Source organism: Arthrobacter glacialis (assembly GCF_002909445.1).
Classification (GTDB): Bacteria; Actinomycetota; Actinomycetes; order Actinomycetales; family Micrococcaceae; genus Specibacter; species Specibacter glacialis.
The window spans coordinates 318,752-332,063 of sequence record NZ_PPXC01000002.1 but is presented as its reverse complement, the minus strand read 5'-3'; the positions used below and the strand labels follow the sequence as shown (position 1 = coordinate 332,063).

4 protein-coding genes are annotated in these 13,312 nt (G+C 62.9%); all 4 read right to left on the bottom strand.

The features are described 5' to 3' along the window. Positions 1 to 51: 51 nt before the first annotated feature. On the bottom strand, positions 52 to 6,162 hold the full coding sequence (locus CVS27_RS03665; RefSeq protein ID WP_103464375.1) for an Ig-like domain-containing protein: 6,111 nt from the start codon (positions 6,160 to 6,162) through the stop codon (positions 52 to 54). A gap of 168 nt (positions 6,163 to 6,330) precedes the next feature. After that, positions 6,331 to 10,491: an Ig-like domain-containing protein gene (locus CVS27_RS03660; protein WP_133162871.1), complete on the bottom strand. Its 4,161-nt coding sequence runs from the start codon at positions 10,489 to 10,491 to the stop codon at positions 6,331 to 6,333. 59 nt (positions 10,492 to 10,550) lie between these two features. Further along, positions 10,551 to 12,485: an Ig-like domain-containing protein gene (locus tag CVS27_RS03655; RefSeq protein ID WP_103464373.1), complete on the bottom strand. Its 1,935-nt coding sequence runs from the start codon at positions 12,483 to 12,485 to the stop codon at positions 10,551 to 10,553. A 269-nt stretch (positions 12,486 to 12,754) separates the two neighbouring features. Further along, positions 12,755 to 13,159: a VOC family protein gene (locus CVS27_RS03650; RefSeq protein WP_103464433.1), complete on the bottom strand. Its 405-nt coding sequence runs from the start codon at positions 13,157 to 13,159 to the stop codon at positions 12,755 to 12,757. Positions 13,160 to 13,312: the final 153 nt, after the last annotated feature.

The window sequence follows — 13,312 nt, the reverse complement described above, 5'->3', positions numbered from 1 at the left end:
GTAGTTTATCCACTAATTGGCGTTACTCACTATTTGGGGACTTTACGGCCCCTAACACTGCGGCATGCCCGAGGGGATCGACGCCACGTTCGTCGAGCGAACTGACAAATAGCTGTAGCTGCCATAGCCACCGGTGGTGATGTGGTACCACTGGTTGCCGCTCGTGGAACCTGTCCAGTACTTCCAGCAATTGACCTCAACTGGGGTATTTGCCGGCAGCCACTGGGACGTACACGTTTGTGTTGTGCCGGTGTCGGTGTAGTGGTCGCTTCCTGTGGTTGATTCCAAACAGCTCCTGTAGGGAGTTGCATGGACTGTCCAGCTTGTGGGCTTCGGAGGTGGCGGCGGCGTCTTGGCACCACTTTGGGGCCGCACCGTCTGGACGGGCCCAAACTGCCCAATGGAATTGACCGTACGCGCCTCGATAACAGCCTGGGTGCTGTAGCCCCCGGTGTTGAAGGAGTCACTGCCATTGCTTCCCTTGGCAGACCACCCGCCGCCGTTGATGCGGATCTGAACGTTCTTGGCATCCACTGCGCCACCGGGGAAACTCCAGCTGTAGGACACATTCTGGCTGTCCTGCGCCCCGTTGCTCCCGCTGAGGCCTGCAGTGCCCGGATTACCATAGGGCGTTACCGCGTTCGACGCCGCAGACGCGCTCCCAGCGCTGGCGAAGGCCGAGGACTTGGCATAGACCGTGACGGAGGTACCGGCGCCGTTGCTGGCGGGAACCGTGCCGCCCGGTGACACCGGGATGTTCTTGCCGCCCGGTGTGACATTGGCAAAGTAGCTCATCTCCCCGGGGGTGGAACCGCCCAGGGCAGCACCACTCAGTGGCGTGAAGGTGACGCTCACACTATCGCCGGCGCCGCCTGTGTTGGCCGGGGCGATCGTGGGCTGGCCAAGCTGCCCGGGCTGGCTGACAGAACGCCGCGGCGCGGAGGCCGGGCTAAGATCCGAGGGCTCAACGTCCGTGGCCACCGCCACCTTGAAGGTGTAGCTGGCCGCCGCGTTGGGCAGCGAAACGGTCTGGCTGGTCGCCGTGCTGGTGATGGAGTCGGTCTGCTTCCCATCCAGATACGTGATGAGCGTGTAATTCTTCAGCTCACCGCCGTTGAGGTTGGGCTCGGTCCAGCTGACCCGCATTTGGTTTTGGTTGCCCACCGTGTCCACCAAGGCAGTGGTGGGTGCGGCCGGAGTGAACGGCTTGCCCGCCGGTTTCACTGCCTTGGCTGCGTACTCGCTCCAGTCGGATGGCTTGGGCGCATTGTTCACGGCTTGCACCCGGAAGGTGTATTCGGTGCCGTTCACCAGCCCGGGCCAGGTGAGCTTGTTGCCCACGGCCGGGCGCTGCGGGTTCTGGCCGGCCGGAACCGGGGAGATCTGCACATTGTAGGACTTCACAGGCGAGTATTCGCCCACAGGTGTCACCCAGCTGACGTCCAGCTGCTTGTCTCCACGCACGACGACGGGAGCGGCAGGTTTGTCTGGCTGCGTGTCGGGTGTGGCGGATGCCGAGGCCTTGGAGAAGGCCGACTCCCCCACGGCGTTCTTGGCATTCACGGTGAAGGTGTACGGCTTGGCGTTGGCCAGGCCCGTGATGGAGCAGGTGTTGGTGGCGCATTCCTGGGTGACGCCGTCGCTCCTTTTAACCGTGTAGCCGGTCAGGGGCGAACCGTTGTCAACGGGGGTGCCCCATTTCAGCAACACAGTGTGGCTCTTGACTTCCTGAACCAGCGGTACGGCGGGAACGGCGGGCTTACCCTTCACGTTCAAGGTGACCCGTCCCACCACCCGCCGTGCGTCGTCGCCGGTCTTATCAGCAACCGTGTAGCTGATAACCACATTGCCGGTGAAGTCCTCCGGAGCCTCAACGGTGACCTTGTCCCCGTCCACAGCCACCTTGGTGCCCGCGGCGCCGGTCGTCATTTTCGATTCCACAATTTTCAGGGGGGTGTCCGGGAACGGGTTCACATCATTGGCCAGGACGGGCACCGTTTCCAGGCGGCCCGCGTGGGCGTCCGGGACGGAATCGTCATTGGCCACGGCCTTGGGCTTGGTCGAGGAGGTGACATTGACGGTGACAGCTGCCGTGGCGGGCGGGTTGCGGCCGTCGGTCACGGAAATTCCCAGGGTCGAGGTGGTGCCCAGTGCCGCTTCCTTCCCCGCGTCAACCGTGAGGATGCCGGCGTCGAGCTTAACCTTCAACCCGGCCGGATTGTCCCCGGCCAGGGAAAACGTCAGCGGATCCTTTTCGGGATCGCTGGCCAGCAAGTTCAGATTGGCTGTGCTGGATTCCAGCTGGGCCACCACCATGGAAGTGCCCTGAAGCTTCGGGGCCAGGTTCTTCGCCGGGGCGGGGGTCACCTCGGTCATGATGGTCAGCGTCGATTTCAACCCTTCCGGATCCTCCGGGCCGCTTCCGTCGGTGACCTCAAAGGTGATGGATCCGGGACCGTAGAAATCAGGGGCGGAAGCATAGCGCAGCCCTGCACCGTCCGGGGTGACCATGTCGGTGCCAGCGGCGCCGAGCATCTTAATCTTGTCCACCTGCGTGATCCGCGGGGTGCGGCCGTCGCGAACCTTCACATAGTCGCCCAGGGCGGCGACGGCGGTTTCCCCGGCGTTAACCTTGATGACCTCATTCTTGGTCAGCACGGGGTACTGGGCATCCAAGCCGGGCACCCAGACGATGGCCGTGGATTGCAGTTTGTCCTGGTCGGTGACCGTGTAGGGCACCATTTGCGGCACGGCCGTGAGGGCAATGCGCAGCGTTCCGTCGGCGTTCACGGAAATGTTCGGGTTGGGCAGCGTCAGGCTCACGCTAAGATTCTCCGCAACCCCATCCGGGTCCTCGTCGTTCTTGAGCACGGGCACGTTCACGGTGTTTTTGCCCAGCGCTTCCTGCACCGTTACTTCATCATCGCGGGCAATGGGCGCACGCAACGGCGCATCGGGGATGACGCTCATGCGGATGTCGGCGGTGGCCGTGGCACCGGCCTGATCACCGATCGTGTAGCCCATGGTGGCGATGCCCGCCGCAGCCGGGCTGGTCAGCAGCACGCGTCCCAGGTCGGTGACCGAGGGCTTCATTTCTTCGGGCCCGCTGAAGCCGTCCTTGACAACAAAGAGCTTGTCGCCATCGGGATCGCTGTCATTGAGCGCCACATCGAGTGCCACGGCGCGGCCCGGGCGCAGGGTGATGAAATCGTCGGCAGCCTTGGGCGGCCGGTTGTTGGAGTCCTCCGGCGCAATGCCCACCTCAACGGTGCCGATGGCCTCCGCGCCCTGACGGTCCTTGACCTTGTAGGTGAAGGTGTCAGTCCCGGCCGCGTTGCCCGCCGCCGTGTAAAGGATGAACCCATTGCCTGCCACGGCGGTACCTAGCGAGGGCGGAATGTCGATCCCGGCCAGGCGCACCGAATCGCCGTCCGGGTCGATGCCGTCCAGCGGGATTTGAATCTTGGTTTGGCCGCCGGCAATGACCCGGCCCTCAACGTTTTTCGGTGCCGGGGGCAGATTGCGTTCGGGGTCCTGGGCAATGATGTTGATGGTCACCGTGGCCGAGTCCGACTGGCCGGACTCATTGGTGACCTTGTAAATGGCTGTCACGGACCCGGGTGTGTCAGCAGCGAGGAAGCGCAGGGCGTTTTGGTCCACCCACAGCTTGCCTGTTTCTGCGGCAGGGCTTTCGACAATTTCCGGGTGCTTCAAGGTGTCACCATTGGGGTCAAAATCGTTGGCCAGCACGGGGATGCGAACCACGTCACCCACCCGGACATCGACCACGTCGGGGCGCGCCACCGGGAGCTGCAGGGTTGGCGCTGACGGAATGCGCACCACCGAGATGGCACCAACGGAGGTGCCCTGGCCGTTGGAGACCGAGTAGTGGATGGTGACAGGGAGTTGGGGATCGCGCACATCTGTCATCTTAATAACGTTGTGTTCCAGCACGGTGACTGAGACGCCGGCTTCCTCCGGCACGTCAACGCCGCGAACCACCAGCACTCCGCCAGCCGGATCGGTGTCATTGCCCAGCACATCCACCAGCGTGGTCCCGCCCACTGGCAGCAGCGCCATGTCCTTCACAGCAATGGGTGCCAGCTCGGCCTGGGCCGGGACCACGTCAATGCGAATCAACCCCGTGGCGCTTTGCGGGCCGTTGGTGACCTGGTACGTCAAATAGCTGGCGCCCAGGGTGTCGGAGCTGAAGGTGAAGGTGCCGTTGTCAGCAATGGCGGAAACGCTGCCGGTGGCGGGTTTGTCCACACTGGCCAGGCGCAGTTCCCCGCCCAGCGGATCCTGGTCATTCTTCAGGGGTGCCACAATAGCTTTTTGGCCCGCCACCACACGAACATAGTCGGCGTTGGCTACGGGAGGCACTCCCCCGGCCGGCTTCACGCTGATGTTGATTTTTTTCTCCACGATGGAACGTGTATCGGAGACCTCAATGATTACTGTGCGCAGACCGTTGGAGGAGCCGTCGTCGGTGTAGCTCAATTCGCCGTCCGGGGTGAACTTGACCTGCCCGGTTTCCTCTCCCGAGGTGGCGCCGACGAGGAAGATGCTGTCGCCGTCGGGGTCAATCATGTCAGCCAGGACGTTCTGGCTGATGGTCTGCCCCTGTGCCACCACCATGGTGGTGGGACGCATGGAGATGGGTTCGGTGTTCTCAGAGTCGGGCACCACGCGCACACTGACGGAGCCCTTGGCGGTGCCGCCGCGGCCGTCGTCGTTGGTGTAGCCGAAGGTTTCCGTTCCCGCGGGGGCACCCTCGGGCACCACCAGCTGCAGGCCTGTGCCGCCGTAGACGGTTTGCAGGGTGCCGGCCTTGATGGAGGCGGCGCTGTCCCGCACCGTCAGCACGTCGCCGTCGGGATCGGAATCGTTGTACAGCACAGGCAGCAGCGTGGTGCTGCCGGCACGAACCCCAAACTGGTCCGGCTCGGCCAGGGGCGGCCGGTTGGGTTTGGTCCTGTCCGGAAGCGTGTTGACCACGTTGGGATCCGAGGAGTCCTTGTCAGCGTTCTCGGCGTTCTTTTGATCCACCGTCAGGTCATCCCAGTTGTTGACCAGCAGCATGTTCTGGTTGACCAGCCACACGTCCCCGCCGGCCATGTCATTGAGCACCACCACGTCACGGTTCTTCCTAAACACCAGATCCGAGGCCGCCGTGGCTTTGGGCACGCTGATGGGCTTGGAGTTACTACCGGGGCAGTGGAAAAGGTAGGTGTTGGAGCCATTCCAGGCGGCGTGGACACAGCCGTCTTGCTGCACAGGGGCCACGGGACGGCCCAGGGATCCGGCATCAGTGCTGCTTGCCGAGCCACCATTGAGCGGCTGGAGCACCAGGGCGTTGCCCGTTTCCAGGGCCACAAAATCCGACTTTTCACTGCGCTGCTGCAAGCTGGCCCCCTTGGCCTCGGGCACCGTGACGCGCTTGTTGCCGGGCAGGAACACCGTGCCGGTGTCAGGGTCAAGCACCACAGGCTTGTCCCCCACCACGCTCAGCACCAGCTTGCCCGAATCCGGCACGCCCTCCATGGCTTCCTCGGCGGCGTCCACCACCTTGCCGTCGGAGGAAATTTTCGCGTGGGTGAGCTGTGCCTTGCCCGGGTCGAGGACAAAGACGTCACTCACGCCGTCGTGCGTGGAAAGGGCGACGGCGGCCTTGGCGTTGGTGATTTTCGTCAGGATGGGCTTGGTGGTCTTCTCATCAAACGTTGCTGCCGCTGAGGTGGGCACAGCCCACACCTTGCCGGCTGCCGCATCGGTTATGACGGTGATGGCGCTGCCCAGCGACACTGCCTTGCCGGCGCCCAGGGCGGTGTCCTGGGTCAGGGTCATGGCCGGCACGTCCACCTGGTTCAGGAGGGTGCCGGAGTCGTTGTCCATGAAGACTGTTCCGGCGTCCTGGAGCACGTTGAAGCCCTGGGAGGTGGCCGTGAAGCCACCGTCCAAAACCTTGGAGGGGACATTGAGGTGGCCCATCATGTTGATGCTGCGGTTGGTCACCCACACACCGCCGTCGTTAAGGTCAACATCGGCGGTGCTGAATCCGGGATAGATCAACGCGCCGGTGACCACTGCCGCAGCAACGGTGGCCGCGGCGGAGACGGAGAAGACGCGGGAATTCTTGCGGGCAAAAACGTTTAAAGCCATGACAAACCCTTAGCTCGGCCGATTTGTTGGAGTCAGCCGGATAAAACTGTGGAAACTGTGGACCAGGAAAAAGTCTAGTGAACCACTGTCAGTGTTGCCGACGGCAGCACTGACAGCAATGGGGAGTTGTGCCCGTGCCGGCACGCTCCCCCTTGCTCCCGGCAACTGCTAGCAGCGGATGTTGCCGCCGTTGCGGTCACGCACATCAACGGTGTCGCTACGGACCCAGCGGCCAGCAACAGGACCATTTGACATGACATACCAACTGCCGCGGCAACCGGAGACCTGCACCCAGTCGTCGGCGTAGTCCAGCCAGTTCCCACCAAGGTTGACGTTGCCACCGGGCGACACAGATCCATCGCAGGTGGCTGGATCGTTCGTGAACACTCCTCCACCATTCGGACCCATGGTGCAGGAGTGCCAGGTGCCAGCCTCAACCCGCACTTCGGTCACGGGCGGGTCCGGGGCGGCACCGGCCCTGGATGTCACGGGTCCGGAGCCGGCGCCACAACCACCGGCGTTGCAGGCCCGCACGTTCAATGTTGCCGTGTCACCGTAGCCGCCGGTTCCCGTGGAGTAGCTCGTGGCCATGCCACGACTCTCCCAGCCGGCACCGTTGAGCCTGCTTTCAAAATGGGTGATTCCGCTGCCGTTGTTGTTGGGCACATTCCAGCTCCAGCGCACAGTCTTGTCGCCCTGGCCGGCCGTGCTGCCATTCACGCCCACTTGGTTTGGCACACCGTACGGTGTCATGGTCGCTGAGGCACCCGAGGACGGGCCCCTGTCATTGGTATTGGAAACTGGCCGCACGTATACGTTGGCAAAAACGGCTTGCCCGTTGGGCGCAGCGAGCGTAACCCCAGAGGACACACCACAGCTGAGGCCCGCCGTGGACAAGGTGATGCAGTATTCGACTTCGGAGCTTGCGTACCCGTTGAGTTGTGACTCCGCCAGCGCCTGATACGTCACTTGGACCTGGCCACCGGCGCCGCCGGTTCCCACCAGCGTCATACCGGGTGCGGGCGGAACTGCCGAAATTTTACCGACCGCCCGTTGCGGTTCCGACATTCCACCAAAGGCAGTGGTACCCGCCTTGTTGGTGGCACGGACACGGTACTGGTAGCCCTGGGTGGAGGTGCCCACGGAGAATGTGGCACTTGTGCCCGTCACAGTTTGCGTGATGGCGCCTTGTCCGCCGCCTGAGCGTTCCACGTCATATTTGCTGATGGCGTCACCGTTTTCAAAGGATGCGCCCCAGCTGACGCTGACCTGACTGTTGCTGCCCACGGCGGGCTGCGTTTGAACTGTTGGCGTGGCGGGAACGCCCGGCAGTCCAGCAGGAATCACTGATGCCGAGTACGCGCCCCACTCGGAGGGTTTCGGTGCGTTGTTGACAGCCTGAACCCTGAATTGGTACTCAGTGCCATTTTCCAGTCCCGACCAAGGCAAGGTATTCCCCGTGACGCCCGTCTTTTGGCCGTTTTGGCCGGCGGGCACCGGCGAGATTTCCACGTTGTATTTGGTCACGGCGGAGAACTTGCCCACAGGGGTAACCCAGCTGACGTCCACCTTCTTGTCACCGAAAACCGTGGACGGTGCAGCTGGCGCGTCGGGCATCCGGTCCGGTGTCGCCGTGACCGACTCCGGCGACGGCGCTGAGGTGCCGACGCCGTTGGTGGCCGTCACCTTGAACTTGTACGGCGTGGTGTTGTTCAGTCCGGTGATGGTGCAGGTGTTGGTTTGGCAGTCCTGCGCCCCACCCGCCCAGGCCACCGCGTATTTGGTGATGGGTGCCCCGTTGTCCGCCGGCGGGTCCCACGTCAGCAGGACGGCTTCATCTTTTTCTTCAACGATTTGCGGCTTGCTCGGAGCGTCGGGCTTACCCTTGACGGTGATGCGGATGCGGCCGTTGACATACCTGTCCTGGGTCTTGGTCTTATCCGCGACGGTGTAGCGCACCACCACAGTTCCCTTGTAGTCGGGATCGGTGTTGACAGTGACGGAGTCGTCAACGTGGGTGACAATAATTCCGGCGCTCCCCGTCTCGACCGAGGTGTCCATCACCTTCAGTGGAGCGTCAGGGAACGGGTTCACATCGTTGGTCAGGACCTTGACGACCTCGGCACGGCCCGCATGGGCGTCCACCACAATGTCCTCATTGGCCACCGCCAAGGGTTCGGAAGAGGACGTTGCCGTCAGTACCACGTCGGCCGCAACAGGGTCGTTGCTGCCGTCGCTCACCTGCACCTTGAGGTTTCCTGTAGCACCCACAGGGGTGTCATCATTGGCGGAAACCGTCAAGACGGTGCCTTTGAAGTCGACGGCGAAGCCAGCCGGCGCACCACCCACCAGGGCGTACTTGAATTTGTCCTTGTCGCCCGGATCAATGTCGAAGGCCATGGGCCCCACGTCCAGGCTGGCCTTTTCCTGCTGCGGCACATCGAGCGTGGAACCGGTGAAGGTGGGAGGGGTGTTCTTCTTCTTTTCGGGTTCCTTTTTGTCAGTTTGGCTGGCCGGTGCCGGGTCAACCAGGGTCATGACTGTCAGGGTTGATTTCAGGCCCGCGGCATCGTCGGGACCGGCGCCGTCGGTCACTTCAAAGGTGATGGAACCGGGGCCGTAGAACTTAATGTCCGCCGCGTAGGTGATGCCTTCACCGTCGCCGATGATGACGTTCTCGTTCGAGGCACCCAGCAGGGAGATTTTGGCTGCTTCGGTGAGGCGCGCCTTGCGGCCTTCGCGAACCTGCACGTAGTCGGCGAGCTTCATGGTGGCGGTTTGCCCGGCGGTGACGCGGATGACGTCATTCTTCTTCAGCACGGGGTATTGCTTGTCCAACCCCGGCACCCAGATCACGGCCGTTGCCTTGAGCCCGTCCTGGTCGGTGACGGTGTAGGGGATCATTTGTTCCCCGGCTTCGAGCACCACGCGCACGGCACCGGCGGAGGTGACGGATGCAGTGGTGTTCGGCTTGCCGGGAGCGGACTCCACGGCCACCGCCAGTGCCTCGGTCACGCCGTCGGGGTCAGCATCGTTGTCCAGTACCGGCACGTCAACGGTGTTTTTACCCAGCATCTGCTTGACAGTCACTCTGTCATCGCGCGCAAGCGGCGCCTTCAGCGGGGCGTCCGGGGTGACCGTCATGCGAATGTTGCCGGTGGCCCTGGCCCCGAATTTGTCCGCCACGGTGTACATCGTGGTGGCAATGCCCGGTTCCTGCGGCGCTGTCAGAACCACCTTGCCCTTGGGTGTGATGGAGGGCGCCATGGCCTCGGGGCCCTTGAAGCCGTCCTTGACAAGTCCCAGCTGGCCGCCGTCGGGATCTGAGTCATTGAGCACCACATCCAGTGCCACTTTGCGGCCCGGACGCATGGTGATGAAGTCATCCTCGGTGACCGGCGGGTGGTTCATGGTGAGCGGCGGGGCCACGCCCACGTCAACGCGGGCCATGGCCTCGGCACCCAGCCTGTCCCGCACCCGGTAAGTGAAGGTGTCGGTGCCGGCGGAGCTTCCACCGGCCGTGTAGTAGATGTAGCCGTTGCCGGTCTCAGCGGTGCCCAGCTTGGGTGCCTTGTCGATGCCCACCAACTCCACGGAATCGCCGTCAGGGTCAATACCGTTCAGGGTGACGGGGATCTTGACAGTATCCCCGGCGATCACGCGTCCCGTGATGTTCTTCGGTGCCGGCGGCAGGTTGTGCTCGGGATCGGCAGCCACGATGGTGATATTCACCGTGGCGGAGTCAAACTGCCCGGAGCTGTTGGCCACCTTGTAGATGCCAGTGACCTTTTTGGGTGTCTGGCCCGCTATGTAGCGCAGCTGGTTTTGGTCGGCGAACAACTTGCCCGCTTCCGGATCCCCCGTCTCCGTCACCACAGGTGCCTTGAGGACTTCACCGTTGGGGTCGGTGTCATTGGCCAGCACGGGAATGCTGACAATGTCCCCCACCCGGACCACGGCAGAATCATCCTCGGCACGCGGAGGAAGCAGCTTGTCGGGCGCCGGGATCCGGATCACGGCTATCTCACCCACTGCACTGCCTGCGCCATTGGAGATGGTGTATTTGATGCTCAAGGTGGAGTTCAGGCCGCGCACATCGCTCAACTTGATGACGTTGCGGTCAATGATGGTGGCAGTCACGGGCGCTCCGGCGGGGACATCCACGGATTGGGTCACCAGCACACCTCCTGCCGGATCCATGTCATTGCCCAGCACGTCCACCAGCACCGAACCGCCGGCGGGCAGCATGGCCAGGTCCTTCACGGCTACAGGAAGGCCCTGTTGCTCGGCCGGAACCACGTCAACGCGGATCAGGCCGGTGGCGCTCATGGGGCCGTTGGTCACCTGGTAATCGAGGTACACGGGCCCGGCGGCACTGGGTGTGAAGGTCAGGTGCCGTTGTCGGCAATCTTGGAGACGGTGGCATTGGCCGGTTTGGACACACTGGCCAGGCGCAGCGTGCCGCCGGAGGGGTCCTGATCATTTTTGAGCGGCGAGAGCGCAATGGGCTGGCCCACCACGGCGCGGAAGAAGTCAGCGTTGGCCACAGGAGGCACCGTGCCGGGTGTCTTGACGTTGACCTTTACCTTCTTCTCCGTGCTGTCCATGCCGTCGGAAACGGTGATGGTCATGGACTTCAGGCCGTCTTTTTCGCCGTCGTCGGTGTACTTCAGTTCGCCGTCGGGGGTGGTCTTGATGACGGCGCTTTTGTCGTCGGAGACGGCACCGGTGAGGAAAATGTCATCCCCGTCGGGGTCAATCCAGTCGGTAAGAACGTTTTGGCTCATGGTTTGGCCAAGCTCCACCACCATGGTGGAATCACGCAAAACCTTGGGCGGGGTGTTTTCGCCAGCCGGCACAACGCGCACATTGACACTGGCACGGGAGGTACCGCCGCGGCCGTCATTGGAGATGTAGCCAAACTGGCCCGAACCCGTGCTCTCTTGGGGAACGTTGATCTGCAGCCCGGTCCCGCCATAAATGGATTGGACGGCGCCCATGGGAGGGTCGACGGCGGGAGCCTCCACCGTGAGCACGTCACCATCAGGGTCGGAGTCATTGAACAGCACCGGCAGGATGGTTGTTTTTCCTGCGCGCACACCAAATTCATCCGGCAGAGCTTCCGGCGGGCGGTTGGGTTTGGTCCGGTCCGGCAGTGTGCTGACCACGTTGGGGTCGGCTGAATCCTTGTCGGCGTTGTCAGCGTTCTTCAGGTCAGTTTTGAGGTCATCCCAGTTGTTCACCAGGAGCATGTTTTGGTTGACCAGCCAGACGTTTCCAGAGTTGATGTCGTTCAGGACCACCACGTCACGGTTCTTGCGGAAGACGAAAAGTGATGTGCCGCCGGCCTTGGGAATGTCAATAAGATCGCCCGCTCCCCCGCAGGACAGGGCGTACTTGTTGGCGCCGGACCAGGCTGCGTGGACGCACCCGTCCTGCACCACGGGTGCCACGGCTTTTCCGGTGCTGCCCAGTTGCAATACTTGGGCAGCAGAGCCGTCCAGCGGCTGGGTGAACAAGGCAGTGGAGGTTTCCAGCGCCACAAAGTTGCCTTGGTCCGTGGGCTGGGCCAGGCGTGCGCCGGCAGAGTCCGGGATGTCCACGGTTTTGCCGCCGGGCAGGAACAGCTTTCCGGATTCGGGCGAGAACGCAACAGCCTTGCCACCGGCCACGGTGACTTGGAGGTCCTTTGCCCCAGCCAGCCCCTCAACTTTGGCCCGCTCCTGGGAGGCGACCTTGCCGGCGTCGTCCAGCACCGTGGAAATCAGCTCACCGGACTCCGCGTCAACCGTGTAGATGGTGTCATCCGGGGCCGTCACGGAAACCGGGTTGCGCAGGCCCGTGAGGATGGGGACGGTGCTCTTGTCATTAAAACTGGGAACGTTCGAGTTGGCCACGGCCCACACTTTGCCGGTGCCGGCGTCGGTCAAGGCAACCATGCCGGTGCCCTGGGACACTGCCGTGCCGCCGCCAAGACTTGTCTCCGAGGCCATGGCCATCATGGGGATGTTCACGGGATTCAGGAGATTGCCGCCGTCGGCGCTCATGAAGACGTTGTCGGCGTTTTGGACCACATCAAAGCTCGTGGTGGTGGCCGTGAACCCGCCGTCAAGAACCTTGGACTGGTCATTGAGGTGGCCCACCAGGCCGTCAACACGGTTGGTGACCCAGACGCTGCCGTCATTGAGGTCAACATCGGCTGTGGTGAACCCCGGGTACACCACTGCCCCAGTCACCACTGCGGCCGAGAGCACAATCGCAGCCGACGCCGTGAAGACCTGCTTTTTGTTGCTTGACCTGGTGAAGAGATCGCTCAATGCCATGAATAGCCTTTATTCATCCGATTCCTAAGCCAGAATGCGGGTCCAAACTGACTCTGGGCCTACGCAAAGGGAGGCGCCCTTAGAATCCTATCGGATTGATCCAAATGATGGGCTAAACATGTCGGGCGAGGCAGAGAGCAGTAGGAAGCGGGCTGCGGGCGGGGCCAGTGGGCAGCGGCAGTGGGCAGCGGCAGTAGGCCGTGGGAAGCGGGCAGCGAAGAGTTAGGGGTGGGCGGCGCCTTCGTGCCGCACACGTGCCGGTCAGCTCGCTATTTGCCGGTCAGTTCGGCCGGCGTGCCTTCGTGCAGGCACAGGATGTTGCCATCGGGGTCCTTGAACCAGGCGGCTTTTTCGGCGCCGAGGATGCAGATGTGGTCAGTTGTTTTGAGCCCGGGCAGGTCGTAGTCCTCAAAGACCACGCCGCGGGTGCCCAGGTCGCCAATCGAGGCCTCAATGTCCGCAACCTCGAAGCTCATGACAGTGTGCACTGAGGGGGCCGCGGCAGGATCTTCCATGAGCGCCAGGGTGGCAGAGCCTTCCAGAGCAAAAATCAGGTTTCCGTCGGCCGACTGCCCACGGAATTCCAAGCCGAGGGACTCGGCATAATAGTCTCGGGAACGGGCCCCATTGGCCACTGGCAGAACGGTTGTTGCGGGACTGGATGCAAGGGACATTGCAATCATCGCCTTTAGAGGAGGAATGGCACCCATTCTACGCCGGGGCCATCAGATCCGCACCGTTTTGGCGGCACACATCAACTCAAAAACAGACCCGCAACATTGCTCCCGGCACACGTCCGCTGCGCTAGTGTGTCAGGATGCGACGGC